The following is a 26,748-nucleotide window of genomic DNA, read 5'->3' as shown; positions in this document are numbered from 1 at the left end:
AAAGAGATCAAGATGAGAGAGCCAAGACCCCGCCATACCTTGCAAGTCATTCGAGTGCCTTCTCTGGAGGTTCAGAATCTGGGACTGACCAGCTTTGACAGCTGGCTTGACGAGAACGGTTATGACAAAACGAATGCCGGAAATAACCGTACCATCTGGGCGAGAGAAAGCGGATGGCATCTGAAACGTTGCAGAAATCTGAAAACTGGCACGGACGATTTCTGGTTTATCGCTTTCGATGGTAAAGGCGGAAACCTTTACCCGCTAAAAACCCAACGAGACTACCGGGCTGCATATCGTAAGCTCGAAGCCGAAGGATATGCGCCTGCGGTTATCGAGCAAATGACCACAGGCGCAGCATATAACCTGGCCTATCCACGTTCCAGCCTTAAACAAGCTGAGATGGCCATCAGCGAGCCGATGCGTAAACCTGACGTAGATATCATGGGTGAGCACTGCGAGCGTGTAGTGACGCAACGTAGTGGCGTGGCACAGGGTAAATTCAAAGTTCTGCTCATCGAGAATTTCTCGGGCCGTTGTGCGATAACCGGTTGTTTCCGGTGTGGATGGGTTGCGCTTTCAGGATGTGCAGGTGACTGCCGTAGAGAACACGCAAGACTGTAACGACAGTTATGAACGTTGATGGCATAGAATCTATGGGCATAATTCGCTGAATGAGCAGAACAAGGCTGGGCCCGAAACGGCTGGATTTGTTCTTAATTAATCTTAGTGCGCATAACAAAGATTATGTTAAATTCAATGGTAAAGTCATTATAAATCAATATCTTAAATATCGAACAAGCCCCTTTCTTCCTCAAACCTCACTGTGGTAACTTTAAAAACAATGTCCGTTCCTGAGTTTGTGATGCCTTAAAGCCATGGTGAAGATAAAAGTTTTTGGCTTCTTCAGTCAGTGCATGAACCATAATCGCACGGACTCCAATATTCTCAGCTACACGGTAACAGCGCAGAACTGCATCATGCAGTAAATCGGCCCCGAGCCCTTGGCCACGGTATGAAACATCAACTGCCAGGCGAGCAAGTATGATTACGGGAATTGGATCTGGCATATTGCGCCTGAGGCTTCCCATTGCTTCCACGTGGTTAACGCTGCCGGTGGCCAGAGAGTAAAAACCGACAACCTGTTTAGTGTCTCTTTTACAAACGACGAACGTTCGTGCTGCACCAAGAGCTTGGTTTTTTAATCCCCTCTGTTTAAGCCAGTCATCAAGTACTGCCTCACCACTGACGAACTCTGCTAGTTGATGGGAGCTGGATAATGGTTCTGGTGCTGTTACACGTCCCACTGAGGTTTCCTTGCCAGAAGTTTATCAATAGCCGCCTCATCCGAAACCGGTGCATCGAGCATATCGATAAACTCTGCATACTGCTCATCGTTAAAATTAAATACGCGACGATCGAGGATCACATTCTCCGCAGCCTGACATGCCATTTCCAGGATGAAGTCCGTGCGTGATTTATGGAGAATCTCTGCTGCAGCATCAATAAGTGCTCTTTGAGATTCTTTAGCTCTAAGGTTGAGCTGAACATCTGATTTCATGAGTGCGCTCCTTGTATAGCGATTGCTTTACAAGCATACCATATGGATTCTGTATAGCAAAAGCTATACGGTTTTTTAAGTGCAGTGAACATACGAAAGAGTCAACTTGCAACTATTAGGTAAAGCTCTTCCTCTAAATTATTTTCCTTGCTCTGGCCTACCAAATCAAACCCAACGCCCTGAATTTACTGCGTGCGATGCTTGCTAGCAGTCTCATCCGGACAATTAGCATGAAAACTATGGATTGTTATCTGGTCTAACATCTGGAAAAGTTACTGATGAGAAGGTAGTATTCGGATCGTCAGCGATCGTCTTGTGGTGGGACAGATTGTTGATTCAGATTACTTTTGTGTCCTAACTCAAACTGACGGTTTGACTGCTTTGTGGTGAGGCAGGCGGGTGGCAAAAGATGGTTTTACGGAAGAAATGCGGACTTCCGGAAACAGACAGGGACAGGACGTGTCCAGTAAAACGTTCAGGAGCAGGTAACGGGATTTCCCGGAGCCTGAATGCACAACCCCCCCGACATCTGTCATCATCTTGGCGGAAGACACAGATATCAGGGGGTCCAAAAGCAGGCGCGTGGCCTGTGAAGGATTATAACGCATGCACCACATAACACAACACCCGGCCGCCATAAGAACAGGCCGCCGTGAATGACAATCAGATTTCTGTTCACTGGTCAGATCTACCGAAAGATGAGCTAACCCGTTTCTGCCAGGATGTCGATGCCGGCACTCAGGGTAATTTCCTCATTGCACCGGTCAAAAAACTGACCCGCCGCAAACGCGGTGAGCATTCCACAAAAGCCAAATGTGAGAACCCGGCCTGGTATCGCCCGGAGCATTATAAAAAGCTCTCCGGACAGCTCGGTCATGCCTACAATCGCCTGGTGAAAAAAGACAAAGAAACCGGGCAGGTCAGCCTGCGCATGCATGTTTCTCGTCACCCTCTCTATGTCGCCGGCCGCCGTAAGGCGGGACGTAAATATGGCTTCCGTCCGGAACGTCAGCGCCTGCTCGATGCGCTCTGGCCAGTGCTCATCAGCTTCTGTGATGCCGGCAAGCATACCGTCGGCATGTGTATCTCCCGTCTTGCAAAAGAACTCAGTGCAAAGGACGCAAAAGGCAATGTCATTCCTGAAACGGAGGTGACGGTGTCACGCCTTTCACGGCTTATTGAGGAACAGGTACGGTTTGGCGTTCTGGGCCTCGCAGAAGAACGCGCCTGGGATCGTGAATCCCGCACCTGGTTGCCAACGTATGTCTATATAACCCCCGTGGGATTCCAGATGCTGGGCGTCGATATGGACAAGCTGTTTAAAGAGCAGGAGAAGAAGCTCCGTCAGAGCGCCGAGCGTGAGCAGCTGATCCGGGAAGGAGTGATGAGCGAACATGATGATGTTCAGGCCCACTCTGCGCGGAAATGCTGGTCTGGCCGTAAGCGTCGGGAGGCACTCGTTTACCGCCGCAATAAAGGCGCGGAGCGTAAACGTGCCAACAATCTGATTAAGCTGCCGGCAGATGAACGACTCCATGCAATGTCTGAATGGATTTACCGCACCCTCCCGCCTGACGAAGCGTACTGGTGCACATCTGAGCGCCTGAAGGCTCTGGCCATCCAGCATCTTTACCAGCTGGATCTGGCGCTTTCTCCCCCGGACTAGTCACAGACGACACAACAGTCTTCTTGTTTACGGGCCCCTCACCGGGGCTTTTCGTGCTGGTTTTTTTCGGCCACTCTGCTCATTTTTCAACCTTCACTCCGTTCTCCTTCCGGTCACCATGACGTTCTGCTTGTCGTTATGGCCCCCAGTGGCCACTGTCTCTTTTTTTTACACAGAAATCCGCAAACGAATAAGTGAAGTAACCCGGAAACGAATAAAAGACATTCCGCAAAACAGTCTTACTTCACCGTTTTTATCTCTCTGTTCATTTCATTCCAGAGTAGATCTTTGTCTGCAGTCACTCTGTGGATAACGAAAAATGCCTTCGCATGCAGCGGCCTCACGGCCTCGCGCTCAGAACAAAATCAAAAGTACCTCCCGTCGCAAGCGCCGGGCCCCTTTCTGGCCAGAACCCGGCACCGCATACATACCTAACCCCTGCTAAACCGACGCCGCCCCGGCCCAAAGGGCCGGAACACCCTCGCTTTAAGAGGGATGTTGTAACTAGTATCAAGAGTAGCTGTAGTTAAGTCGCGGTAATCACTTCATACACGCTCGTAAGCGCCTGACGGCGCTAACGCGGAGATACAGCCCGTCAGCGGCCATCGGCCTTGACGGACTCACTCCGACCGCGCACATTAGCAATCGGAAAGCTTTAAGCGGGTATAGCTTTGCAGGGAAAGGGATGGGATTGGCAGAACCTATCAATCCGTAACGGCTGATGCCGGTTACGACGCCCCTCACCAGAATCACCCGGTTCAGCTCCGGCTGGCGTCTCCATGCCGCTTCGCGGCATACATGTTCCATGAACCCTGGACTACACAGGCTGGCCATCATGGGCGAAGGTTTACTGACAGCATCAGACTATTATTTTACCCTTTAAAGCAGGGTTGCCTAAATCCGGGAGCGCGATAAGCTTTAACGGGTGATTTTCAATCAGGATGAGTAAAATGGATATAATTCTTCCGGGAAACAAAAGCCAGGCACGACTCTGGGCAGAAACCATGATTAATCTGGAGGCCCGCAAACTCGTCAATACCGCTAATATTGTTGGCGCCCGACATCTGGGGGATGGATTGACGCGTCTCAAATTCATCGATGAAATTAAATCTGTCATTAATGGCGAATTTGAGCGTGCCCGGCGGGCAAAGTCTGACGAAGAGTGCATGACCTGCCTGCGTAACCTGCAGGCAGAAAACAGCAGTCTGCTTGAGCAGAGCCGGCAGCTCCAGACCGGTTATGCGAAACTATATGCCCAGATCAAATACGTCAGGGATGAAGACCGGATGGTCGGTTATGTCATCTCAGGAATTAAAGTGGTGCTGGCAGGTATGCAGGGCGTATTTGGCTTCGTGCTGACTTCCTCAATGACCCCCGTAGGCGTTCTTGCCGGGGCTATTCTGATTGTCGACTCGGCCAACACGATAACCCGTGAAGTTGGTCGTCAGTTCCTGAATGAACCTGACACGCAGGGTATGTTTGGTGATGGTGCCATGAACATCGCTAAATTCATGGGATTTGAACGATCAACAGGGTTAGGGATATACAACGGGATCGCGCTTGCAGGCAATATCTACAGTGTCTATGGATTAATGGCCAGACCTGGGACATGGCGTCTGTTTAACTATATCAGCACCGATTTTTACCGGAAAATCGACACCATGTCCCGGGGTAAACTGACAATGAAAATTGTGGGATGGGGGGTAAAGGCTAAGGTTGTTTTCGATCTGATCACTTCTGATGACTCCGGGAAATGAGATTTTTCCGGCGGTAATGCCATGATTTATAGGCCAGCTTCAAAGGCATGGTAATCGTAAACAGAGTGCCAAGAACAAGAATAGCCACGCCGAAGGAAATGGTATGCATCCTCGAGCCAGCCAAAAGTGTGGCCACAAAAATCAGTAACATGACTGACAACACCCATATCAGGGCCTTAAAACGGTTTGCCAGATCGTTCAGCAGGGTATCCATCTCCGTACCCGTCTTAGCTGAACTGGCCCGCAGCCGGACAATGTCCTCTTCACTGAAGCCGTGGTTCATCAGATCACTTTCATGGTTCATGCTTCTCTCCTTTTCCCTGCGGGAAGTTTAACATGCCCTGCGCCAATAACCAGTTAAGCCCGACCGATAATCTGTCAGGTGGTTACGGGCTATCACTTTGCTGAAACCTGCCCCGGGCATTCTTCTGCAGGCGGAATGCTTTCCAGCCAAGAGCCGGTGGAAAGGTCAACCAGGCAATGGTCAGGACAACGAGGGAACTCATGCCGCCAGACAGGATATGTGTCCGGCTGCCGGCGATGAGAATGACCAGCATAATCAGAGCGAGCGCGACCGTGATCCATACCGATACCCGGAAGCGTCGTGAAAGTGCTGCAATGAAGCCCTGCATAGTGCCACCGGTTGCTGAAAGCCGCTCCAGTAAAGTATCCACATCACGGTTACTGAAACCTGCCTCAAGAAGCTCTTTCTCACTGATAGCCATCACGTCATCCTAAGTCAGCCAAAAGTAGTCTGTACCAGACCAATGATCCCCAGGTGGCCGGCGTAAGCATAATAAAAGAAATTACGCGGCATGAAACGCCTACGGCCCTCCGGACATATTTGCCTGCAGAATGAAACCACTGCCAGGGGGAATGCCAGAGTAGGCAGCGTGGCCAGTAATAATGTTTCTGCGGGCATATCCAGGAGATGCGATAACCCGTTTAAACAAATCAGTGACAGCACGGCAGTGATGGCTGCCAGCCGCTGCACTCCGGGTGTATCGCTGCCAGAAACCGTTGCCATACTGATGGCCAGCGTTATTCCTGCCAGTCCGTAACTTGCCGGCTGCAGGGGCCAAATCATAAGGGCCAGGAGCAGATACCCGGCAAGCATTCCTTTCCGGCCGTGCCGGTACTGCAGGGCAAGCAGCTGCGTGACGCCTGCAAACACGAACAGAATGTTCAGGGCCCACCAGGGCTGTTGATTCTGGAAGGCCAGGCTGAACACCGGCTGCGTTATGACTGCCCAGATCCACAGACGATTGGCTCTCTTCTGCAGTCGCTCCGGGGTGCGCTGTACGTTCATCGCCCATATAAGCGTGAACAGGGGGAAGGCCATCCGGCCAAGCGCATACATCACCGGCAAGGCTGACGACAGAAACACCGTATTGGTGTGGTCGATAATCATGGCCAGAAGTGCGAGAAGTTTGACCATATCGAGTGCAGCGGGACTGAGCTGGCTGGCGTTCCGGATAGTGGGAAGAACGTCGGGTAATGAATGATTCATGCTGTATATTCCCCTGGCGACACGCGGTTAACAGCCAGCCCTGAACATAATGCCAGAATGCCCTGCCGGTTTGCGTTGTGATCCTGACTCTGAGTTTCTCCAGAATCTTGCGCACCGCAAATTCTGATTTATCACGCAGCACGCGCATTGCGCCTGCCACATCCTTATTCTGAATACAGATACTTAAAATATGAAAATCGTTCATGACACTCCCTTACTTACTATATATATCGGCAAAAATATTGATATATTTAGATTAAGGAGTGTAATTGTTTATTATTTTACCATAGTTTGCAGGAGCAGTTTTTTATAATTATAAAACATGCTGCTGCAAAATAACTTCATATACATCTCAACCTAAACCTATTATTCCTGGCTGATATCCGAAGAGGGAGCAGGATGAAGCTTTGCATAATCTTCTCGAAGCGATTTTGCCGCGGGTTTCCAGGCTTTCGCCCACTCATCATCCATTCTACCTACACCAACAATCTTCAGTGCGACAGCATAGGGAGTGCGCCCTTGCTGTTTTGAAAGCCACAGGATGTGATCATCAATTCTGTCATCAGGTATATCGTCGATAATGGAATGGATAACATCGAGGTCCTCTGATAGCCACGGCTTTCCAGTACGGGGAAACACCAGGTCCGGTTCGCGCGGTTTCTTTACCTTCTCGTTTTTGGCGATCTGTCTGGCTTCTTTCTCCGCAGAAATGAGTCGTAGTCGCTCCTTAAGCCCACCCAATGTGGCAACCGTTTTAATTAAATTTTCTCGCTGTTCGCGAGTAATACTTTGCTCATCACAGATCAGGTCGTTCAGGGTATCGATGAGTGTATCCACCCGATTTTCTGTTAATTTCATTTCCAGTTCTCGCTTAAGGCTACAACTCAGCATTCTATTAGATATCTATCTGATTTCGCATCCCTGTTGATCTCATAAATGCAGCCCATAGTCTCGATCACTGACCATGGAAGCCTGATGCTAAAATGATATACTTATGTAAGAACAAATCTTACATAATGAAACGGAGGGGTTATGGCCCGTACAATGACGGTGGACGTGGGTGATGAGCTGCGTGAATTTATCGATTCCCTGGTTAAGGCCGGTGATTACCGAACCCAGAGCGAAGTCATGCGTGACGCGCTGCGGCTGCTGCGCGAGAAGCAAGCTGAATCACGCCTTCAGGAACTGCGTGATCTGCTGGCCGAAGGCATCAGCAGCGGCGAGGCGAAACCATGGAACAAGGATGCATTCCTGAATAATGTCAGGGCCAGGATGGCAAATGAAAGAGATTGAGCTGACACCAAAAGCAGAAGAAGATCTGGAGGCTATCTGGGACTACAGCTTCAGACAGTTCGGGGTTGTTCAGGCGGATGCGTATATCGGGCGTATAGCCGCAGTGTTTGATGTGCTGGCCATGCATGACATCGGCACGCATCGCGCAGAGCTGGGAGAAGATATCTGCTCGCTGCCGGTGGAACAGCACATGATCTATTTTGTGTCATCACATTCGGTGGTTACGATCATACGTATTCTCAGTCAGTCTCAGGATACGGCGCGGCATGAACCATGGATATAACTGAATGTGTAAAATAACAATCAAATTAAATACTTAGTTCGCGCAATCTATCTTATGTTAAATTTAGTCCGTCGTTCATTTAGTTCATAACAGGCCGCAGACTACGATTAATCATACACAGACATAATCTTTCATTTGGTTTAAAAAAAACGCTCCCGATCGGGAGCGTAAGCCAGTGACTTCGGCGTCAAATGAGGGTCTGACAAGTGGAGCTGCGGGTTAATTCTGGGTGATCTGGCTGCGATGCTTTTCAGCCTGCTGCTGATGAATAACGGAAGATTGACCATTATTCGCCTTCTCATGCACAACAGCGGCTTTCTCATGCTCGTTCATTTCGGAAAATGATTTTGCTGTTTCGTTAGAAGCTGCTGGCTTGGATTTCATCATTTTTTTATGCATTTCAGCCATGTCCTGATGGGCAGCAGAATTGCCGTTTTGCATCATGTCATGGGACATTGCGGCCTGATCGTGACTGCTCATATCCATCATTGTCATGCTGTCTCCCTGAACTGCGCTTTTTTCAGCAGATGACTGCATCTGATGGGCAGGAGCCTGTGCATTATTTACCTGGTCATGCATGTTCATTGTCTCTGCAGCCATGGCGGATGAAGCGACAGCCATAATGGCAACAAATGATACGAGAATCTTTTTCATGGTTGGGTCTCCGGTGTTTACATACCCAAACAATCAATGGCTTATAACAGAGAAAGCAGTTGATCTCAGGGCGGGTTAATCATCACTCCAGGAACCAGGTGATTGTGTTATCACGCTGCTCCTGATTTATGAATAATTATAAAAAACCGCCTCTGTTTATCGCGTGACTGAATGATGACAATTTTGTCACCTTCCAGGTTTCTCCTGAACAACGGGATTAATCCATTAACAGGCGCACTTTGAACACAATTTCACGCCCCTGCTGTTCTGCTGACAGCTCGCCGCCGTGAGCATGAATGATCGACCTTGTAATTGATAATCCCAGCCCCGCGCCTTCCGTGTTGTAGAACCTTGATGAGTCTGCGCGATAGAACCGGTCAAACAAACGTTCCAGATTAGCGGGAACCTGGCCGGACATCGTATTCGTAATCATCACGTTCACACAGTCACTGTCACGCTCAAGGTGTATCGCTGTACAGGTGTTATCGGGAGAATACTTGATTGCATTGGAAAGCAGGTTACTGAAAGCACGTCGGAGCATATCGCTGTCTCCGGCAACAACGCCCTCTCCTTCAACCGTGATTGTCTTTCCTGTTTCGTCTGCCAGGGGCTCGAACAACTCACGTAATTCATTCAGTTCGGCTGCCAGATCCACATCATGTTTATCCAGCCGCAGCAGACCATGTTCTGAACGTGCCAGAAAAAGCATGTCACTGGTCATTCGTGACAACCTTTTCAGTTCTTCCAGGTTAGCGAATAAAATTTCGCGGTAATGCGAAACATCCCTTTCCTTAGCCAGTGCAAACTGCGTCTGCATCATCAGATTACTGACTGGTGTGCGCAGCTCATGCGCGATGTCAGACGAGAAATCTGACAGTTTCCGGAATGCCCCCTCCAGGCGATCAAACATATTATTGAACTCCTGCATGGTCTCAGAGATTTCCGGCGGAGCCAGATCGGGATTTAGACGCTGATCCAGGCTGTGTACGGTCATGGAGGAAGCCAGACTGGTCATTTCCCGTAGCGGTTTCAGACCAATACGTGTGGTCAGCCAGCCCAGAAAAACAGAAATAAAGACCAGACCGATATTGAACCAGAACAGCCAGGTACTGAGTTTGTCCATAAACAGGGTGTGATACCCAGTATCCGTGGCAACCGTAATGATGACATGTTTGCTTTTACCCTGTTCCGGCGTCACGGCAACCCGCCGCGAGATACTGCGGTACACGGTGTTATTTTCTTCCGTCTGGATCATATAGTCGAGAATATCACCCGACTTATTAAGCAGGACCGCTGGAACAACAGAATTTTTGGCATAGAGTTCAACAATTTTTTCATTTTCCATGTTTTTTATAGAAATGAATAAGCCATTGTGCCCCACCATCGCATCGTTTATTTTTTCTGATAATGACTTAATATCCGTTTTGTTCCTGAACGTCTCTGTTTTAAGAAACTCTTCGGTGAGCTGAAGTTTACCTGTCAGAAAATCGCGGTCCTGATTATCGAAATAGCCATTAAGGGTGCTAATCAGGATAAAACTTGATAACCACCATACCGTAAGCATCACCGCAGAAAAAATCAGGCTCAGGCGTGTGGTCAGGGAAATTTTGAACCTCACTCTTCTCTGATCTCCAGGACATATCCGGCACCGCGAACGGTATGGATCAGTTTTGGCTCAAAGTCATCATCAATTTTACTTCTCAGACGTCTCACGGCGACATCAATCACATTCGTATCACTGTCAAAATTCATGTTCCAGACCAGGGACGAGATAAGACTCCTGGGTAACACTTCTCCGGTGCGTTGCAGCAGCAACTCAAGCAGAACGTATTCTTTACCGGTGAGATGGATCTTCTTCCCCGAACGGATCACGGTCCGGCGCACCATATCAACGGTCATATCGGCGATGGTGCAGACTGTTGCGGCCTGCGAGCGTGCCCGGCGCAGTAGGGTTCTTACACGTGCAACCAGCTCCGTAAAATCAAAGGGCTTAATCAGGTAGTCATCTGCGCCAAGCTCCAGTCCTTTCACTTTGTCCCGCACGTTGTCCTTTGCGGTTAAAAACAGGACCGGTTCTTCGTGCCCGGACTCCCTCAGTGCGCTGATGATTTGCCACCCGTCGAGGAAAGGCAGCATCACGTCCAGTATTATCAAATCATACTGTCCCTTCGACGCGGCCCCGAGACCATCGCGGCCATTATTAAAGAGATCGGCCTGATAGCCTTCCTCAACCAGTCCCTGCTGCAGGTAACGACCTGTTTTTTGTTCGTCTTCAACGATTAAAATACGCTGCATGGTCAACTCGCTGATATGAAAGTAAAAATCTCACGCATGAGCTTTGGCTGTCCCCTAGCTGACCTGAGACGGAGCAAGCATTCCGAGCCACGCTACGGCGCCCAGAATGATAATCGCAACAACGAATTCTGTCAGGATGCTGTTTCGCATCAGGGCAACGCTGCGATCATAATTCCCTTCCCTGACCATAACTTCAAGCCGGGGACCCAGGTGAAACCGGTTTGCTGCAGCCAGAAGAAGCATCAGAACAAACAGAGCCGTCTTGGCAAGCAATATCCTCCCCCAGGAACTGTTGAATAAGGGAGTTAAGTTACCCTCAGCAATATACAGATAGTTGACCAGCGCACTCAGGATCAGGGCTACAACAATCACCGTTCCTGCCGTGGCAAATTTTGCCAGGGAGTCAGATATCACAATGACGCTCTGTGCATTATGCTCGTTTCTGCGCATCAGCAGGATAGCAAATGCAACCAGAGCACCTGTCCAGGCACCTGCAGCGCCGAGATGGGTCAGATCGCTCAGTAAATGGAGATAGTAATGCAGACCGTCATGCATAACGGCGTGTCCTCCCCAGGCAAGTGTAGCCAGCGCCACGCCCCCACTCATCGTCATCAGCAGGCAGGACAATACTCTCTTATTAGTGTAAAAGAACAAAGCACCGAGTGTGGTAAACAGGGCACAGAGCCTGACAATCCAGCTAATACCCACATCAGTTTCTTCTATCACCATCTCGATAACATGGATGGATAATTCTCTGAGGTCAGTTACTCCACTCATGGCATTAGATACCAGGAGCATATTAATGCCAGTAAGAATGATGCCTGTAACAACAGCAAAGGTTATAAACGACCTGAAATTAGTCAGGTTATAGGTTTCATGTCTGACACCGCTTATTCCATATATCTGAAAAAATGGCAATCCAAATATTACCATCAAATCCAGATAAAGAAGAAAACGAATAACAATCATAATCAGGTCGTTCATAATATTACTTCACTGTAAAGGTGTAATTACCGGTAATAGGGTGCGTATCTGAAGAAACCGCGCGCCAGTCAACACGATAAGTGCCAGCGGGTAAAGGCTCTCGCGGAATAATGACCATCGATTTAGGGTCAGCGCCTGGCGCCACTTTTGCCGCGACCGGCATCGGAGAATGTGATGACATGCCTTTCATACCCGTCATCGTTAATTTTGCACCTGAGAATTTCACGGTCAGATTTTCCGAGAAATTAAGCTGAATCTTTTCCGGGGCCGCTACGGCTGAATCAGCCTGTGGCACAGAGCTTTTTAATTCCGGATGGGCCATAGCAGAGAAAGCAACGCCCATAACGAGGCCACCTGTAAGAATGGCTTTATTTAAAATCGACATTTTATTTACCTGTTTAGTTGAGTGTTTTATATCAGTGCGTTAAAACCAGATTCTGGCTCCCGCCAGGAATACTACCTGATGGTCTTTCTCACCTTCTCTTTTCGCCATATCGGATGTTTTCCCGTAAAGTTGATTCCAGGAAACGCCTATATAGGGTGCAAACTCACGGCGTATTTCATAGCGCAGCCGGAGCCCCAGCTCTGTGTCAGTCAGTCCCCTGCCGCGACCCCGCGATTCATCATCCTGACTGTAGAAATTCACCTCATAGGATGGCTGGAGTATGAGCCGGTTAGTCAGTAAAACGTCGTATTCTCCTCCCAGACGAAGGGCTGCTTTTCCGCCATTACTGACAAAACCCGTAATTTCAGACTCAAAATTATAGAGTGCCAGCCCCTGAAAACCGACAGCAGCCCAGGTCCGGGCAGAAGCAGGTCTGAAATCCTGCCTGACACCCGCAACCAAATCCCACCATGGGCCAACCGCATGTCCCCAGAGTAACTGCGCTTCAGCCGCCTCCGTTTCCCCATTGCTTCGTTCACCTTCACTCTTTAGCCAAATCCGATCTGTGTCGCCTCCAATCCAGCTGTTAACACTCCAGCTGAAATTGTTGGTGTTATCCGACCGTTGCCATTCCAGTTGATCCAGCAGAACCAGATAATTAATCGCACTGTCGTGAATCGCATGCCCCTGTAAATTGCCGAATGCAGCCTTCCGGTCGGCATCGGTAACAGGCGGAATTGGCGTTCTGCTCTCAGTTACAATGGGCTCCATTGACGTCATCTCAGTGAAATTCTCATCTGCTGGCATCTGCATGGCAGACATGTCGTGCCCGGCGTGGGGATCTGCAGAGACGGAGCCCGCCGCAATAGAAAGCTGTGAGGTAAACAAACCGGCGACCAGAACAGGTATGGCCTTCAAATTTCTCTTCATTCGCATCATTCCTCCACCCGGACTTCACGAAACATTCCCATTTCCATGTGATAGAGCAAATGGCAGTGATACGCCCAGCGGCCAAGCGCATCTGCTGTCACTCTGTAACTGCGTTTTGTACCAGGGGGAACATCTATTGTGTGTTTACGAACCATGAAATTACCGTTTTCATCTTCCAGATCGCTCCACATACCATGCAGGTGAATGGGGTGAGTCATCATGGTATCGTTGATCAGCGTGATCCTGAGCCGCTCACCGTATTTCAGCAGCACCGGTGCGGCATCTGAAAACTTGATTCCGTTAAATGACCAGGCAAACTTTTCCATGTGGCCGGTTAAATGCAGTTCTATGGTACGGCCAGGTTCACGTCCGTCAGGATCCTCAAAGCGGCTTTTCAAATCCGCGTACGTGAGAACCTTTCTTCCGTTATTTCGAAGACCAATACCCGGATCGTTTAATTTCGGAGAGACGCTCATCGCCTGCATATCAACCAGTGGGTTATCCGTTTCTGACGCAGGATGACTTTGCATACCCGGCATTCCGGCCATCCGGGAATGATCCATACCGGCCATGCTGCTGTGATCCATGGGCGCGGAGGATGTCCCGCTATCCGGAAGGTCAGCACCGTCCATAGACATCATCTCTCCGCTGTTATCCATGCCTCCCATCTGGCTGTGGTCCATTCCTGCCATATCATGTCCCATTCCCCCCATACCCATATCTTCCATGGTCAACAGAGGACGGGGATCGAGGGGGGGAACGGCAGCACTTAACCCCTCTCTCGTGGCCAGTGTCCCTCGAGCGTAACCGGTCCTGTCCATGGATTGTGCGAAGATGGTATAGGCCTCACCCTGAGGCTCCACAATGACATCATAGGTTTCGGCAACGGCAATCCTGAATTCGTCAACGGTAACCGGGTTTACATACTGGCCATCTGCAGCCACGACCGTCATTTTCAGCCCGGGGATACGGATATCGAAATAGGTCATTGCCGAGCCGTTGATAAACCGTAAGCGTATCTTTTCACCGGGACGGAACAGTCCGGTCCAGTTTTTCAGCGGGGCCTGCCCGTTCATGAGATAGGTGTAGGTGTAGCCACTGACATCCGCGAGGTCAGTCGGATTCATTTTCATTTCAGCCCACATTTTCCGATCGGCAATGGTGGCTGACAGCCCCCTGGTATTCACGTCGCGGAAAAAAGAGCCAACGGTTGGTTTATTGAAATTGTAGTAATCCGACTGTTTTTTTAATTTTTTCAGCAGGCTGTGAGGATTTTCATCGGTCCAGTCAGACAACATGACCACATGCTCACGATCGTAAGCAAACGGTTCTGGCTCCCTGGCATCGATGATAATGGCACCGTATACCCCCTCCTGTTCCTGCAGACCGGAATGGCTGTGGTACCAGTAAGTCCCGTTCTGCTTAACCTTAAAGGTGTAAACGTAGGTATCATCAGGCTCTATGCCCATAAAACTCAGCCCCGGAACACCATCCATATTGGCCGGAAGAATAATACCGTGCCAGTGAATGGACGTCTGTTCATTAAGACGGTTTTTGACCTTCAGGGTAATGGTGTCACCTTCTTTCCAGCGAAGAACGGGCCCCGGCAGGCCTCCATTGATTGTTTTGGCCTGACGCTCACTGCCCGTGATATTGACGGCCGTTTCACCAATGGTCAGGTCAAACTGAGTACCCTGCAGGGATGCGGCAACTGGCAGGCTCAGACTGGAACGCGCATTGAAACTCCATACGCCAAGACTTCCGGCTACGCCAGAGAGGGTTAACCCCTTCAGGAAAGTTCGTCGAGACGTTTTCAACAGCATGCGCATTCCCTTATTTAAAGTATGGTTACTGACAGAATTCGAGAACCGATTTAAATTAAATTACTGGTTCATCCACTTACAATGAAATGAATCTAGCACACCTTAAGAAACAAATTCATTACAATCGTGTAATGTACATAGCTGTATTACATTTACGTCATCTTCCCCACAGGTTGATTATTTTTATATATGATCATAAGGACATCTTTTATGTACCTCAGAAGGTAATTACACATGAATATATTAATCACGACCACTGCGTTTACAGCTTTATTTTGTGGGGCAGCTTTTGCTCAGTCCAGTGATATTGCCCATGAAGCACATCGATTTGTTAATAATGCCTCAGCCGTCAGTCATGTGAACTCCTCGACGCATGAAAACTTACCGGACAGGGTTAATAAAAACAACACGCCCTCATTCTCTGAAATGAATGAACATGAAAGGGCCATTGTTGCTCATTCATTTATGAACAACAGCGCGTCCTATGCGCATCAGAAAATGATTGAGGAACATAAAAAAATGCTGTCCGGCAGTGATGCAAATTCAAAGACCTCGTCTTCTTCTTTTAACGAACTGAATGCCGGAGAAAAAGCCGCTCTCGTGCATGAGCAGGTCAATAATGCCGGTGCGGAAGCACATCAGACGCAGGCAAGAAAGCTTCGCGGGCTGTATTCGACCAGGTAACTGCAGGCGGGTTAGTGCTTAGCGTCAGGTGCGCAGCAGGGCTTTACTGACGGGTTACGTAGCAGGACATGAGCCCCATATTGCTCTGCCGTAACCTGTTTCAGTCCCGTTAATCATCACCGTCGGGCTGGTCATACAATTCCCAGATCTTCAGGAGCAAACGGGAAACAAGATATGTTACAAAAATGACGACCATCAACGGTGCTCCCGATTAACTGACAGATGACACGCCTCCTGAAAAGCCCTAGCATACGCCGCAGTGTTCATGCTAACGGCGAATTCCAGTAAATGTATTCTACCGATGTCGTAAAAGAAAATGCCTACCTTTCAGCCACCCGCTCGGGGCTGAAATCGAACGAGATCGCTACCCTTCAGCGCTCCTTGCCTTCCCGGTTTAATCTGCGGCATTTGAAAAAAAATGAATCATTAAAACTCGTACTGCAAAAGAAAGCGGGAAAATCACGTGTCGTGGCCTATAAATTTACGTCCGGTTCATTTAATTACACGGCGTATCGTATATCAGATAAAAAGTTCTATAACCTTTCCGATACTTCCGGGAAAGGCAGTCTCGATTATCCGTTACCGGCCACAGCAAGACTCAGTTCGCCTTTCAATCCTGCAAGACTTAACCCGGTATCGGGAAAAGTGAGTCCCCATAATGGCATTGATTATTCCGGGTATACGGATTTAATGGTTGATGGGGCACCTTCACCCCATCAATCTGATACCACCCTCAGATGGTTGATAGATCGACTCCGTAGTTGAGTTCCTCTGCGAAGTCCGGCAGTCCGTAACCGATGGTTTTCTTGTAGAAAGGAGAGACCTTCGCAGTCGGTGCCTTCTTCTTGTGCTTCGTGGTGTAGAGCATTCGTGCCCGCATCACCTCGAAGGAGTAACCGCGCCCTTCACGGTTCTTGTCCTTGGCCAGTCGGTTGATGGACTCCGTGTAAGCGTTGGTGACGGGCATGTCCGTCTCGAAGTAGGTCATGGTCTCTTCGCGCCAGTTTCCCACTGCCCTGACCAGATCGCTCCAGACTTCCTTTTGGCCCTTCGGGATGGTGGCTATCCACTCGTCCAGGGCGGCTTCTGCCTGGAGCCGTGTGGTGGCGTCCCAGATGCCGTAGAAGCGCTCCTTGTGCTCGTAGGCGGCCAGCAGTTGCGGGAACGCGCCTGTCCAGGTCTCCATGATGAGGCGCTCCCGGTCTGAGACTTCGTGAGCGCGTTTCAGCAGGATTTTCCGGTCTCCCTTGAGAGTCCGGCTCTGGGACGGTTTCAGCTCCTTTCTGAGGCCCTTGCGCACTCTCTCTAGGGCATCGTTGGCCATGCGCACCACATGGAACTTATCGACCACGATACGGGCCTGGGGCAGCACAGCCTTGACCGCTGCCCGGTAGGGGTTCCACATGTCCATGCTGACGATCTCGACCTTCTGCCGGTCTTTCAGCTTCATCAGGTAGTTGGTCACCACGTCCTGGCGGCGGGTGGCCAGCAGGTCGAGCAGGGTTCGCTCCTCAATGTTGGTCAGAATGCAGCGGTAGCGCTTGTTCAGGTATAGCTCGTCAATGCCCAGGATGCGGGGCGTCTCGAAGCGGTGCCAGCGCCCCAGGAACTCGGCGCGGGCGTTGAAGATGTCGCGCACCGTCTTCTCGTCCAGGCCGGTCTGTGCCGCCACAAAGGTGTAGGGGTGGTTGAAGGATTCCTTCTCCACGTACTCATGCAGCCGCAGTGTCATACGGAATCCGTCCACCATCTCCGGTAGCTGGGGCCTGAATGTTGTCTTGCAGGCCCGGCAGGTGTATCGGCGGCGGACCACCCAGAGAGTGACCCGCTTGCCGTGGATGGGCAGATCACGATAGGGAACGTCACGCTTGCCGAACCGTACGAACTCACCCTGCACGCCGCATTCCTCGCAGGCGATGGGATCGGGCACGTCCACCTGGAAGTGCATTTCGTCGTCGGTTGATTTGCAGCCCAGTACTTGGTATTGCGGCAGGTGAAGGATGTTGTCGGGAAGTTCGGTCATGGTGTTGTATAGGCGTAGGTGTCAGTCAGATCCATCCGGCTCGGCATTGGTGTTTGCTTTTTTACCCAACAAGCTGCTGGAAACGAAAAGTAAGGCACCGAGGACAATTGCAATATCAGCCAGGTTGAAGGCCGGCCAATGCCAGTCTCGCCAATAGAAATCAAAGGAATCCACAACATAGCCGCGAAAGACCCGGTCAATCAGGTTGCCCATGGCGCCACCGAGGATAAGACTGTAAGCGATGGCTTCTCCTTTATGACGATTTTCAAGGATCAGCTTGATCAGAAAAATCGAGACCACTACCGCGATTCCGATAAAAAAGTAGCGCTGCCAGCCTCCACCATTCGCAAAAAGACTGAATGCGGCACCGGTGTTCCATAGGTGCACCCAGTTAAAGAACGGGGTCACCGAAACATACTCGCCATAGGCCATTGATTGCTGCACCAGCCACTTTACAGCCTGATCAGACGCTGCCAGCAGGCCCGATATGGACAATAGGGCATACGGCGAGAGCTTTTTGCCAATAATGAGCATTATTTAACCCTTCAACGCCAAAATGCGTCTGGCACCGTTAAGTACAATGCCCCCCGCGATGGTGCCGATAATCAGATCCGGATAATTGGAACCGGTCCACGCGACCAGGGCGCCGGCGGTGATGACCCCCAGGTTGATCACCACGTCGTTGGCCGAGAATATCCAGCTTGCCTTCATGTGCGCCCCGCCTTCCCGATGTTTGGATATGAGCAGCAGACAACTGGTATTGGCAATCAATGCGACGAATGCGATAGCCATCATCACCAGCGATTCAGGCTCACTACCGAATACAAAGCGTCTCACCACCTCTACGAGCACGCCCACAGCCAAGATCAGTTGCAGTACACCAGCAAGATGCGCGGCACGTACCTGCATTTTCACGCTATGTCCAACCGCATAAAGGGCAAGCCCGTACACCGCCGCATCGGCAAAATTGTCCAGGGATTCTCCAATCAGGCCGGTGGACTGGGCGATCAGACCGGCAGTCATTTCCACCACGAACAGAAGTGCATTGATGCCGAGCAACCAGCGCAGGGTCCCGGATTCTTGCTTAGCAGAAGCTGCCGAAAACTCGGCGGCCTTGATGGTCTCCGGATTTGCAGCGACGGTTTCCTGAAGCGAGGCGCCTAGCCCCAAGGTCTTCAGTTTCGAGGTGACGGGCTCGACCTCGCCGTCATGCACGACCTTCAGCCGGCGGTTCGACAAGTCGAAGGACAGCGCCCGAATCTCCTCAAAGCCGTTCAGGGCTAGGCGAATCATTCGTTCTTCTGATGGACAGTCCATCTTCGGCACGGCATAAACACTGACCCATCTCCCTGGCGCCTCGGAGGAGGCCTGTATATCGGTATCCGCTGCGGACGTTGCATCACCGCCACAGGCGCCACCACAGGATTTGCTCATGATACGACTCCACTTGAACAATGTTGTGGTACCATTTAAAACTATAAAGCTACTATAAGGTCAATAGAGTAAAGAATCCGTTGGGGAGGAGGCTGATGCGCATTGGTCAGTTGGCGCAGTTGGTAGGGGTCGAAACACAGACGATCCGCTTCTATGAACAGCAGGGCTTGTTGCCGCCGCCTGATCGGCAGGACAACGGTTACCGTGTCTATACCGAGAAGCATGGTGAGGGGCTGGCCTTCATCCGTCGCTGCAGAATCCTGGGCCTGTCACTGGCTGAGATTCACGAACTACAGAGCTATCAGGACGACCCTCATCAGCCTTGTACCGCCGTCAACGCCTTGCTCGATGATCACATCTCTCATGTGCGGTCGCAGATAACCGCTCTGCAAGCGCTTGAGAAACAACTCGTTTCACTGAGAGCGAGTTGCAACGATGACCGGGAAGTTGAGGCGTGTGGGGTTCTTGCTGGAATTAGCGAAGGAAACATGCACCAGCAGTAGGTGAAGCATCAACCAGATAATCCGATGAGATGCCGGTCTGTCTCACTCTCATGCAAAGGTAAGATCAACCATTTAATCCGCTTACCCATTATTCCATGCCCATGAACACGAAAATAGTCAGCGTCATCGACGGAAAAATCACCCGGGCCGAATACAACAGTACCATGGGATTTTTTGTTGAAGTAACAGGAAAAGCCGGTGTTAAAACTCGCTATCTCCACCTCAATAAAATACTCGTTACTAAAGGGGCCAGGGTTACCCGGGGAGGCGCTATTGCGTTATCCGGTAACAGCGGACGTTCATCCGGTCCTCATCTGCATTACGAGCTGGTCATCAATAACAACCCTGTTAACTCTCTGGCGTTCCGGGCAGCGGCACCCGCTGATAACAAACTCGAACAGCATGCCTTTGCGCATGCCAGAGACTACGAACGATACCTGGACTGATAACGGGACCGCGACGCGGCCCCGTCTGCCGGATTAATTTTTTTTATCGTTTTCACTTCCGTGATGTTGATGATCTCCATGCCCTCCGTGGCCGTGGAAAAGATGCATTAGCGGGCAGACCAGCAATAACAGATATGGCCAGTAACCTGCCACATGTGACCAGTGTTCGCGCAGGAGGGCAAATGCCGCGATCGCGGCGACAGCAATAAGCGCATAGGTGGTACTTTTCATACTGGACTCCTTCTGTTCGTAACAGCCCCTTCACTCAGTGTTATTTCCCGAGCCTGACACTTTTCAGACGCAACGCATTCACAATGACGCTGACGGAGGAAAGAGCCATGGCCGCCGCCGCAATAACTGGCGACAGCAGTATTCCATACACAGGATAAAGCAGGCCTGCAGCCACAGGCACGCCAAGTGCGTTGTAGATAAATGCAAAAAACAGATTCTGTCGGATATTTTTCATGGTGATCTCTGACAGATGACGGGCCCTGTTCAGTATCATCAGGTCGCCTTTGAGAAGGGTGACTCCGGCACTTTCAATTGCCACATCTGTACCCGTTCCCATGGCTATACCCACGTCAGCCGCTGCCAGCGCCGGGGCATCATTCACACCGTCTCCGGCCATCGCAACCACATGGCCAGACGCTTTCAGTCGGGTTATCACTGCTTTTTTGCCATCCGGCAGAATCCCGGCTTCAACCTCATCTATTCCCAGTTTCCGTGCGACTGCTTCAGCGGTAAGCTGGTTATCCCCGGTGAGCATAACGATGCGGATCCCCGCCTGACGCAAAGCTTTAAGCGCATCCGGCGTGGTTGCTTTCACGGGATCCGAGATAGCTATCAGGCCTGCAAGGTGCCCGTCTGTGGCCACATAGATAACGGTAGCACCTTCCATCCGCAACGTATCCGCAACGGCCTTTTGATTATCAATAACGATACTGTTTTCCTGCATAGCCAGTTCATTACCAATGACAACCCGTTGACCTTCGACATCGCCTGAGACACCTTTACCCGACGGCGCATTGAAATGAGTGACTGCGGGTATTGCGATCCCCTTTTCCTGTGCTGCTTTAACTACTGCCATACCCAGCGGATGCTGCGAGCCTTTTTCCACTGCGGCCGTTACACGCAAAAGAGATGTTTCCCCACCCGGATTGAGACTGATAATCCCTGTCACCGTCGGCGAACCTTCCGTGAGCGTGCCTGTTTTGTCGACAACCAGCGTGTCCACTTTTTCAAGACGCTCAAGGGCTTCGGCATTCTTAATTAACACCCCGGCCTGGGCTCCTTTGCCCACCCCCACCATTATCGACATCGGCGTGGCCAGCCCCAGCGCGCAGGGACAGGCAATAATCAGGACCGACACAGCCGCAATGAGACCGTGCGCCATCCTGGGCTCGGGCCCCCAGACAGACCAGATCATGAAAGCAACAACCGCGATAAGTATCACCAGAGGAACAAACCAGCCTGAAACGCTGTCAGCCATTCTCTGGATGGGGGCCCGCGAACGCTGTGCATCAGCGACCATCTGAACAATTCGTGAGAGCATCGTTTCATCACCGACTTTCTCTGCACGGATGATAAGACTACCTGTCTGATTAATGGTCCCCCCGATGACAGGGTCACCCTCCGTTTTGGTAACAGGCATAGATTCCCCGGTCACCATCGATTCATCAACGGTTGTTTTGCCTTCGACCACGATACCGTCGACCGGAATACTCTCTCCAGGTCTGATGCGGAGCTTATCGCCAGGCAGGACATCTTCCGCATTAATATCCGTTTCATGACCGTCTTGATCCAGCCGCCTGGCGGTTTTGGGGGCAAGGTTAAGAAGCGCAGTAATGGCACCTGAGGTTTGTTCCCGTGCCCGCAATTCAAGGACCTGTCCCAGCAGAACAAGCACCGTAATAACAGCTGCGGCTTCAAAATAAATGGCCACCAGGCCATCCATGTTTCTGAACGATGCAGGAAACCAGGAGGGGAAGACGGTTGCAATGACGCTGTAAACCCAGGCTACGCCGGTCCCCATTGCAACAAGGGTAAACATATTCAGGGAGCGGTTACGTAACGACATTCCGGCCCGGGCGAAGAATGGCCAGCCACACCACAAAACGACAGGAGAGGCCAGAAGTAACTGCAGCCATGTGTTGTACTGTGGCGGTACTGTATTCCTCAAAGCGGGAAACAGATGAGAACTCATTTCGAGTATCAGAACCGGAAACGCCAGCAACAACCCCAGCCAGAAGCGTCTTGTCATGTCGCGAAGTTCATCACTCGTCCCCGTGGATGCCGTAGCTACGAGCGGCTCCAGTGCCATTCCACAGACAGGACAGCTTCCGGGACCACTACGGCGTATCTCCGGATGCATCGGACATGTCCACACACCTTCAGAAATCTCTTTCTCCGCCTGGCGGTGAGACTGTTTTATCTTATCAGGGCTGACTTCATGGTGGTCGTGGTGATGGTGATGTTCACTGGCATCTTCGGTAAAATAATGATCGGGATGGGCTTTAAATTTGCTCTCACAGCTGGCGGAGCAGAAATAAAGCTGATGGTCCTGGTATCGAATGCTGCTGTGCGCCTTGTCAGGCAGGATGACCATCCCGCACACGGGATCTCTCACCTTATGCAATGCGTGACTCTCGTCCGGGGATGATGTCTGCTCAGAAGCAGTCTGGTTGTTATGTTCCACTGCATTGTCATTTTTCACAGTAACTCTCCTTATGCATATCTGAAGCATTTTCTGTCTTCAGGATATGTCATGGATGCGATTACCACGAATGCCGCCGGCATAAGAGTGCCTGCTGCCGGCGTCCCGTTATCAGCCGTTCCGCTGACTATTCGATTCGCTGGAAGACTTTTTTACTGCCCTCCGGTGAGAATGCGATAACATCGTAAGCCTCTTTTCGGGCCCCCATCTCCATTCCCGGACTTCCTGCTGGCATACCGGGGGTGGCGAGACCGTATATACCCGAACCAGACTGCATGGCCTTATGTATCGTTGCCGCAGGCACATGGCCTTCAATGATCAAATTACCTACAACCGCGGTATGACAACTTCGTAGTCCAGCAGGAACAGCATGCTTTTCTTTCAGGGCTGACAGCGCCTGATCATTCATGACGTGAGTTCGCACTTCGAACCCGTCTTTTTCCATCGCTTTGCCCCACAGGGAACAACAGCCACAGTTTTCAGATTTGTACATATCAATGACTTTTTCACTCGCCATTGCAGGCAGTGACAGGCCGAGAGCCAGGGCCATTAGAACCACTTTTTTCATACTCACCTCTGTATATTATCGATATAAACCCTGACGTCAGGGTGAATCAGTGCAGAAGGACGCCCACTGGGGGCGCCCTTTCAGGGTTATGACACGCTTTTTTTATGTCTGCGCAGCCAGATTAATTTGTAGGCGGCAGGAATAATGAACAGGGACAGCAGCGGAGCCGTGATCATCCCACCAATCATTGGCGCAGCAATACGGCTCATGACTTCTGAACCTGCGCCGGTTCCCCAGAGTATTGGCAGCAGACCCGCAATGATCACCGCCACGGTCATGGCTTTCGGCCGGACACGCAGTACGGCACCATGATAGAGGGCTTCATCAAGACCTTCCGGTGTGAACGTCTCTTTACGGGACAATTCCGGGTGCGCTTCAATGGCATGACGCAGATACATCAGCATGACCACGCCAAACTCTGCTGCCACCCCGGCCAGGGCGATAAACCCGGTTCCGGTCGCCACTGACATATGGAAGCCCTGCCAGTACAGGAACCATATTCCGCCAACCAGGGCGAACGGCAGGCTCATCAGGATCAGCAGGGCTTCGTCAACCCGGCGGAATGCCAGATACAACAGGATGAAAATGATCATCACCGTCATCGGCACCATCAGCTTCAGTTTCTTGTTGGCATGCTCAAGCAGTTCAAACTGTCCGGAGAATGCCACACTGGTTCCCGGTCTCAGTTTCACTTTCTCGCTGATGGCCGTCTTAATGTCGTTAACCACCGACACCATGTCCCTGCCGCGGGCATCAACATAAATCCAGCTGGCTGGCCGGGCATTTTCGGTTTTCAGCATGGTTGGTCCAGAAACGACGTTAATATCCGCGACATCGCCCAGCGTGATCTGCTGCTTCATCGGGGTCAGGATCGGCATCTGTTTCAGCGCCTGCGGACTGTTCCGGTAATCCTGCGGGTAGCGAATGTTAATAGGGTACCGGGCCACCCCTTCAACCGTCTCACCCACCATAGCACCTCCGATTGCTGAAGAGACGAACAGCTGGACATCACCTACCGTCATCCCGTAGCGGGAGGCTTTCTCCCGGTTGATATCGATATCGATGTAGCGCCCGCCCTCAAGTCGCTCAGCCAGGACAGACACCACGCCAGGCACGGTTTTGGCTACCGCCTCGATACTCTGCGCCGTCGCGTCGATATCGGACAGAACAGTCCCGGACACTTTGATACCTATCGGGCTTTTGATCCCGGTTGAGAGCATATCAATACGGTTACGGATAGGCGGCACCCAGAGGTTTGCCAGACCCGGTAAACGGACTGTCCTGTCGAGTTCATCAATAATCTTGTCAATTGTCATGCCGGGACGCCACTGATCCTCAGGTTTGAGCTGGATCGTGGTTTCCACCATTTCGAGCGGCGCGGAATCCGTTGCGGTCTCTGCTTTACCGGTCTTGCCAAATACAGAAGCCACTTCAGGAACGCTTTTGATTAACTTGTCTGTTGTCTGCAGGAGCGCTGCAGCTTCTGCCGGAGAGACGCCAGGCAAGGTCGACGGCATATACAGCAGATCGCCCTCGTTAATCTTCGGCAGAAATTCACCGCCCACCTGACTCAGTGGCCAGATAACCGTGAAAATGGACAAGGCCGCAACCAGCAGGGTTGTTTTTGGCCAGTGGAGGACCCGCAGCAGCAAAGGATGATACGCTTTGATCAGCACCCGGTTCAGGGGGTTACTTGTCTCGGCAGGAATTTTCCCCCGGATCCAGAATCCCATCAGAATAGGAATGACGATGATGGCCAGTGCGGCCGCTCCCGCCATGGAGTACGTTTTCGTGAATGCCAGCGGGCCAAACAGACGACCTTCCTGCCCTTCCAGGGTAAAGATAGGAATAAAGGACAGGGTGATGATCAGCAGGCTAATGAACAACGCGGGTCCCACTTCCACGGAGGCGTCGGTAATCACCTTCCAGCGGGTGGCGTTGTCAATCTGCTCACCCGGATGCTGATGATCCCACTCCTCAAGCCGTTTGTGCGCATTTTCAATCATCACAATGGCGGCATCCACCATCGCACCGACGGCAATCGCTATCCCTCCCAGCGACATGATATTGGCGTTCAGTCCCTGGAAGTGCATGACGATAAAGGCGATACACAGGCCAAGCGGCAGAGAGATAATCGCCACCAGGGCAGAACGTACGTGCCACAGGAACAGAGCACAGACGATGGCCACCACGATAAACTCTTCCAGAAGTTTGGAACTGAGGTTATCAATCGCCCGGTCGATTAACTGGCTGCGATCGTAGGTGGTCACGATTTCAACGCCTTCCGGCAGGCTGGCCTTCAGCGTCTCCAGTTTATCCCTCACTGCCGTGATAACGTCGCGCGCATTTTTACCCGACCGCAGGATCACCACGCCGCCAGCGACTTCTCCCTGGCCGTTCAGCTCGGCAATACCACGCCTCATTTCGGGCCCGGTCTGCACGCGGGCAACATCCCGCAGATAAACCGGCACGCCGTTCTCACCTGTTTTCAGGACGATGTTATTAAAATCATCAATGCTCTGAAGATAACCGCTGGCACGGACCATATACTCCGCTTCGGCCATTTCAACGGATGAGCCACCGGCCTCCTGGTTAGACGATTCAAGTGCCTGTTTCACTTCGGGCAGGCTGATACCGTACTGGGACAGTTTTACCGGATTGACCTGAATCTGGTACTGTTTCACCACGCCGCCAACCGAAGCGACCTCAGCCACGTTCGGGATGGTTTTCAGCTCAAATTTCAGGAACCAGTCCTGCAGAGAGCGCAGTTCTGAAAGGTCGTGTTTTCCGTTGCGATCGACAAGGGCATATTCAAAAATCCAGCCCACACCCGTGGCATCAGGACCGATTTCAGAACTCACACCGGCAGGCAGTTTTCCCTGAACCTGATTCAGATATTCCAGCACGCGGGAACGGGCCCAGTACAGATCGGTGCCGTCTTCAAAAATGACATACACATACGAATCCCCGAACTGTGAAAAACCACGCACGGTTTTTGCGCCAGGTACGGACAGCATGGTGGTGGTAAGTGGATAGGTGACCTGGTTTTCTACAATCTGCGGGGCCTGGCCGGGATAGCTGGTTTTGATAATGACCTGCACATCTGACAGGTCAGGCAAGGCATCGACCGGCGTGTTAATAATCGTCCATGTACCCCAGATGCTGAGAAACAGGGCCCCCATCATGACCAGGAAACGGTTGGCGACAGAGCGCCGGATAATCCATTCAATCATCGT

Annotated in this window: 26 protein-coding genes and 3 pseudogenes; 9 read left to right on the top strand and 20 right to left on the bottom strand. The window is 51.2% G+C overall.

Going from position 1 to position 26,748, the window contains the following annotated elements:
- Positions 1–12 precede the first annotated feature (12 nt).
- A pseudogene (locus tag IMQ56_RS22790) lies at positions 13–549 on the top strand (HNH endonuclease); the annotation flags it as partial.
- 272 nt (positions 550–821) lie between these two features.
- Here the strand turns inward: IMQ56_RS22790 and IMQ56_RS22785 are convergent.
- Together IMQ56_RS22785 and IMQ56_RS22780 are read right to left on the bottom strand one after the other, a co-directional pair.
- A complete protein-coding gene (locus IMQ56_RS22785) occupies positions 822–1,307 on the bottom strand; it encodes a GNAT family N-acetyltransferase (RefSeq protein WP_013087269.1) in 486 nt (161 codons plus the stop codon).
- Positions 1,295–1,561 carry a DUF1778 domain-containing protein gene (locus IMQ56_RS22780; RefSeq protein WP_007869691.1) on the bottom strand — a complete coding sequence of 89 codons (267 nt, stop codon included), beginning with the start codon at positions 1,559–1,561 and terminating at the stop codon, positions 1,295–1,297. Before IMQ56_RS22780 ends, IMQ56_RS22785 begins: the two co-directional genes overlap by 13 nt.
- Positions 1,562–2,213: 652 nt before the next feature.
- On the opposite strand from IMQ56_RS22780, the gene repA reads away from it, so the two are divergent.
- Positions 2,214–3,227, top strand: a complete 1,014-nt coding sequence (repA, locus tag IMQ56_RS22775; protein ID WP_013087098.1) for a plasmid replication initiator RepA — start codon at positions 2,214–2,216, stop codon at positions 3,225–3,227.
- A 950-nt stretch (positions 3,228–4,177) separates the two neighbouring features.
- Positions 4,178–4,984: a DUF4225 domain-containing protein gene (locus IMQ56_RS22770; protein WP_013087100.1), complete on the top strand. Its 807-nt coding sequence runs from the start codon at positions 4,178–4,180 to the stop codon at positions 4,982–4,984.
- On the opposite strand, the gene IMQ56_RS22765 is transcribed toward IMQ56_RS22770, so the two are convergent.
- The 4 genes from IMQ56_RS22765 to IMQ56_RS22750 form a co-directional block, all read right to left on the bottom strand.
- On the bottom strand, positions 4,959–5,288 hold the full coding sequence (locus tag IMQ56_RS22765; protein WP_013087101.1) for a hypothetical protein: 330 nt from the start codon (positions 5,286–5,288) through the stop codon (positions 4,959–4,961). The two genes, IMQ56_RS22770 and IMQ56_RS22765, sit on opposite strands and share 26 nt — an antisense overlap.
- A gap of 82 nt (positions 5,289–5,370) precedes the next feature.
- Complete coding sequence (locus IMQ56_RS22760; protein ID WP_013087102.1) at positions 5,371–5,709, bottom strand: hypothetical protein; 339 nt, start codon at positions 5,707–5,709, stop codon at positions 5,371–5,373.
- A gap of 14 nt (positions 5,710–5,723) precedes the next feature.
- Positions 5,724–6,494 (bottom strand): TraX family protein, encoded by a 771-nt coding sequence (locus IMQ56_RS22755; protein WP_013087103.1) that lies wholly within the window; start codon positions 6,492–6,494, stop codon positions 5,724–5,726.
- Positions 6,495–6,860: 366 nt separating this feature from the next.
- A complete protein-coding gene (locus tag IMQ56_RS22750; RefSeq protein WP_013087105.1) occupies positions 6,861–7,385 on the bottom strand; it encodes a hypothetical protein in 525 nt (174 codons plus the stop codon).
- A 141-nt stretch (positions 7,386–7,526) separates the two neighbouring features.
- On the opposite strand from IMQ56_RS22750, the gene IMQ56_RS22745 reads away from it, so the two are divergent.
- Together IMQ56_RS22745 and IMQ56_RS22740 are read left to right on the top strand one after the other, a co-directional pair.
- Positions 7,527–7,787: a type II toxin-antitoxin system ParD family antitoxin gene (locus IMQ56_RS22745; protein WP_013087106.1), complete on the top strand. Its 261-nt coding sequence runs from the start codon at positions 7,527–7,529 to the stop codon at positions 7,785–7,787.
- Positions 7,774–8,070, top strand: coding sequence for a type II toxin-antitoxin system RelE/ParE family toxin (locus tag IMQ56_RS22740; RefSeq protein ID WP_013087107.1), 297 nt, complete (start codon positions 7,774–7,776; stop codon positions 8,068–8,070). Before IMQ56_RS22745 ends, IMQ56_RS22740 begins: the two co-directional genes overlap by 14 nt.
- A 219-nt stretch (positions 8,071–8,289) precedes the next feature.
- On the opposite strand, the gene pcoE is transcribed toward IMQ56_RS22740, so the two are convergent.
- From pcoE to pcoA, 7 genes are all read right to left on the bottom strand, one after another.
- Positions 8,290–8,724, bottom strand: coding sequence for a copper resistance system metallochaperone PcoE (gene pcoE, locus IMQ56_RS22735; RefSeq protein ID WP_013087108.1), 435 nt, complete (start codon positions 8,722–8,724; stop codon positions 8,290–8,292).
- 217 nt (positions 8,725–8,941) lie between these two features.
- The gene (gene pcoS, locus IMQ56_RS22730; protein WP_001211180.1) at positions 8,942–10,342 is read right to left on the bottom strand and encodes a copper resistance membrane spanning protein PcoS; all 1,401 of its coding nucleotides are present in this window, start codon (positions 10,340–10,342) and stop codon (positions 8,942–8,944) included.
- Positions 10,339–11,019 carry a copper response regulator transcription factor PcoR gene (pcoR, locus tag IMQ56_RS22725; protein WP_001188930.1) on the bottom strand — a complete coding sequence of 227 codons (681 nt, stop codon included), beginning with the start codon at positions 11,017–11,019 and terminating at the stop codon, positions 10,339–10,341. The genes pcoS and pcoR overlap by 4 nt, the downstream gene beginning before the upstream one ends.
- A 54-nt stretch (positions 11,020–11,073) precedes the next feature.
- Complete coding sequence (gene pcoD / locus IMQ56_RS22720) at positions 11,074–11,952, bottom strand: copper resistance inner membrane protein PcoD (protein WP_306308022.1); 879 nt, start codon at positions 11,950–11,952, stop codon at positions 11,074–11,076.
- 55 nt (positions 11,953–12,007) lie between these two features.
- Positions 12,008–12,388 carry a copper resistance system metallochaperone PcoC gene (gene pcoC / locus IMQ56_RS22715; RefSeq protein ID WP_000025662.1) on the bottom strand — a complete coding sequence of 127 codons (381 nt, stop codon included), beginning with the start codon at positions 12,386–12,388 and terminating at the stop codon, positions 12,008–12,010.
- A gap of 39 nt (positions 12,389–12,427) precedes the next feature.
- On the bottom strand, positions 12,428–13,318 hold the full coding sequence (gene pcoB / locus IMQ56_RS22710) for a copper resistance outer membrane transporter PcoB (RefSeq protein WP_001378118.1): 891 nt from the start codon (positions 13,316–13,318) through the stop codon (positions 12,428–12,430).
- A gap of 5 nt (positions 13,319–13,323) precedes the next feature.
- On the bottom strand, positions 13,324–15,141 hold the full coding sequence (pcoA, locus tag IMQ56_RS22705) for a multicopper oxidase PcoA (RefSeq protein ID WP_000925242.1): 1,818 nt from the start codon (positions 15,139–15,141) through the stop codon (positions 13,324–13,326).
- A 234-nt stretch (positions 15,142–15,375) separates the two neighbouring features.
- Between pcoA and IMQ56_RS22700 the strand changes: the two genes are divergently transcribed.
- Together IMQ56_RS22700 and IMQ56_RS22695 are read left to right on the top strand one after the other, a co-directional pair.
- Entirely contained in the window at positions 15,376–15,825 is a 450-nt protein-coding gene (locus IMQ56_RS22700; RefSeq protein ID WP_001023257.1) for a copper resistance protein, read from the top strand.
- 288 nt (positions 15,826–16,113) lie between these two features.
- Positions 16,114–16,500 (top strand): annotated as a pseudogene (locus tag IMQ56_RS22695) (peptidase M23); the annotation flags it as partial.
- Positions 16,501–16,558: 58 nt separating this feature from the next.
- Here the strand turns inward: IMQ56_RS22695 and IMQ56_RS22690 are convergent.
- From IMQ56_RS22690 to IMQ56_RS22680, 3 genes are read right to left on the bottom strand one after another with little or no spacing between them, the layout of a single operon-like run.
- Positions 16,559–17,848 (bottom strand): ISL3-like element ISPpu12 family transposase, encoded by a 1,290-nt coding sequence (locus IMQ56_RS22690; protein ID WP_004574636.1) that lies wholly within the window; start codon positions 17,846–17,848, stop codon positions 16,559–16,561.
- Between the two features lie 21 nt (positions 17,849–17,869).
- Positions 17,870–18,382 (bottom strand): signal peptidase II, encoded by a 513-nt coding sequence (lspA, locus tag IMQ56_RS22685; protein WP_004863699.1) that lies wholly within the window; start codon positions 18,380–18,382, stop codon positions 17,870–17,872.
- Between the two features lie 3 nt (positions 18,383–18,385).
- Positions 18,386–19,282, bottom strand: a complete 897-nt coding sequence (locus tag IMQ56_RS22680; protein WP_004574643.1) for a cation transporter — start codon at positions 19,280–19,282, stop codon at positions 18,386–18,388.
- 95 nt (positions 19,283–19,377) lie between these two features.
- Here IMQ56_RS22680 and cadR point away from each other — a divergent pair, with 95 nt between their 5' ends.
- A complete protein-coding gene (gene cadR, locus IMQ56_RS22675) occupies positions 19,378–19,785 on the top strand; it encodes a Cd(II)/Pb(II)-responsive transcriptional regulator (RefSeq protein WP_004364961.1) in 408 nt (135 codons plus the stop codon).
- 89 nt (positions 19,786–19,874) lie between these two features.
- Positions 19,875–20,231, top strand: a pseudogene (locus IMQ56_RS22670) (peptidoglycan DD-metalloendopeptidase family protein); the annotation flags it as partial.
- 33 nt (positions 20,232–20,264) lie between these two features.
- Here IMQ56_RS22670 and IMQ56_RS22665 read toward each other — a convergent pair.
- The 4 genes from IMQ56_RS22665 to silA all read right to left on the bottom strand — a co-directional run bounded on the left by IMQ56_RS22665 (position 20,265) and on the right by silA (position 26,745).
- Positions 20,265–20,462 carry a DUF2933 domain-containing protein gene (locus IMQ56_RS22665; protein WP_000843494.1) on the bottom strand — a complete coding sequence of 66 codons (198 nt, stop codon included), beginning with the start codon at positions 20,460–20,462 and terminating at the stop codon, positions 20,265–20,267.
- A gap of 40 nt (positions 20,463–20,502) precedes the next feature.
- Entirely contained in the window at positions 20,503–22,974 is a 2,472-nt protein-coding gene (gene silP / locus IMQ56_RS22660) for an Ag(+)-translocating P-type ATPase SilP (RefSeq protein ID WP_196064133.1), read from the bottom strand.
- A gap of 97 nt (positions 22,975–23,071) precedes the next feature.
- Positions 23,072–23,512, bottom strand: a complete 441-nt coding sequence (locus tag IMQ56_RS22655) for a DUF411 domain-containing protein (protein ID WP_002436620.1) — start codon at positions 23,510–23,512, stop codon at positions 23,072–23,074.
- Positions 23,513–23,598: 86 nt separating this feature from the next.
- Complete coding sequence (gene silA, locus IMQ56_RS22650) at positions 23,599–26,745, bottom strand: Cu(+)/Ag(+) efflux RND transporter permease subunit SilA (protein ID WP_000574021.1); 3,147 nt, start codon at positions 26,743–26,745, stop codon at positions 23,599–23,601.
- Positions 26,746–26,748: the final 3 nt, after the last annotated feature.

Source organism: Enterobacter sp. Res13-Sevr-PEC09-46, from assembly GCF_015672585.1.
Classification (GTDB): Bacteria; Pseudomonadota; Gammaproteobacteria; order Enterobacterales; family Enterobacteriaceae; genus Enterobacter; species Enterobacter hormaechei_C.
Note: the sequence above shows the minus strand (reverse complement) of the source record. Positions and strands in the feature narration are given on the sequence as shown.

Bases quoted from the DNA above. Each gene is read 5' to 3' on its own strand.
- IMQ56_RS22780 (WP_007869691.1), bottom strand. From the start codon at position 1,561: ATGAAATCAGATGTTCAGCTCAACCTTAGAGCTAAAGAATCTCAAAGA.
- IMQ56_RS22770 (WP_013087100.1), top strand. From the start codon at position 4,178: ATGGATATAATTCTTCCGGGAAACAAAAGCCAGGCACGACTCTGGGCA.
- IMQ56_RS22765 (WP_013087101.1), bottom strand. From the start codon at position 5,288: ATGAACCATGAAAGTGATCTGATGAACCACGGCTTCAGTGAAGAGGAC.
- IMQ56_RS22760 (WP_013087102.1), bottom strand. From the start codon at position 5,709: ATGGCTATCAGTGAGAAAGAGCTTCTTGAGGCAGGTTTCAGTAACCGT.
- IMQ56_RS22755 (WP_013087103.1), bottom strand. From the start codon at position 6,494: ATGAATCATTCATTACCCGACGTTCTTCCCACTATCCGGAACGCCAGC.
- IMQ56_RS22750 (WP_013087105.1), bottom strand. From the start codon at position 7,385: ATGCTGAGTTGTAGCCTTAAGCGAGAACTGGAAATGAAATTAACAGAA.
- IMQ56_RS22745 (WP_013087106.1), top strand. From the start codon at position 7,527: ATGGCCCGTACAATGACGGTGGACGTGGGTGATGAGCTGCGTGAATTT.
- IMQ56_RS22740 (WP_013087107.1), top strand. From the start codon at position 7,774: ATGAAAGAGATTGAGCTGACACCAAAAGCAGAAGAAGATCTGGAGGCT.
- pcoE (WP_013087108.1), bottom strand. From the start codon at position 8,724: ATGAAAAAGATTCTCGTATCATTTGTTGCCATTATGGCTGTCGCTTCA.
- pcoR (WP_001188930.1), bottom strand. From the start codon at position 11,019: ATGCAGCGTATTTTAATCGTTGAAGACGAACAAAAAACAGGTCGTTAC.
- pcoD (WP_306308022.1), bottom strand. From the start codon at position 11,952: ATGGTAATATTTGGATTGCCATTTTTTCAGATATATGGAATAAGCGGT.
- pcoC (WP_000025662.1), bottom strand. From the start codon at position 12,388: ATGTCGATTTTAAATAAAGCCATTCTTACAGGTGGCCTCGTTATGGGC.
- pcoB (WP_001378118.1), bottom strand. From the start codon at position 13,318: ATGAAGAGAAATTTGAAGGCCATACCTGTTCTGGTCGCCGGTTTGTTT.
- pcoA (WP_000925242.1), bottom strand. From the start codon at position 15,141: ATGCTGTTGAAAACGTCTCGACGAACTTTCCTGAAGGGGTTAACCCTC.
- IMQ56_RS22700 (WP_001023257.1), top strand. From the start codon at position 15,376: ATGAATATATTAATCACGACCACTGCGTTTACAGCTTTATTTTGTGGG.
- IMQ56_RS22690 (WP_004574636.1), bottom strand. From the start codon at position 17,848: ATGACCGAACTTCCCGACAACATCCTTCACCTGCCGCAATACCAAGTA.
- lspA (WP_004863699.1), bottom strand. From the start codon at position 18,382: ATGCTCATTATTGGCAAAAAGCTCTCGCCGTATGCCCTATTGTCCATA.
- IMQ56_RS22680 (WP_004574643.1), bottom strand. From the start codon at position 19,282: ATGAGCAAATCCTGTGGTGGCGCCTGTGGCGGTGATGCAACGTCCGCA.
- cadR (WP_004364961.1), top strand. From the start codon at position 19,378: ATGCGCATTGGTCAGTTGGCGCAGTTGGTAGGGGTCGAAACACAGACG.
- IMQ56_RS22665 (WP_000843494.1), bottom strand. From the start codon at position 20,462: ATGAAAAGTACCACCTATGCGCTTATTGCTGTCGCCGCGATCGCGGCA.
- silP (WP_196064133.1), bottom strand. From the start codon at position 22,974: ATGCTTCAGATATGCATAAGGAGAGTTACTGTGAAAAATGACAATGCA.
- IMQ56_RS22655 (WP_002436620.1), bottom strand. From the start codon at position 23,512: ATGAAAAAAGTGGTTCTAATGGCCCTGGCTCTCGGCCTGTCACTGCCT.
- silA (WP_000574021.1), bottom strand. From the start codon at position 26,745: ATGATTGAATGGATTATCCGGCGCTCTGTCGCCAACCGTTTCCTGGTC.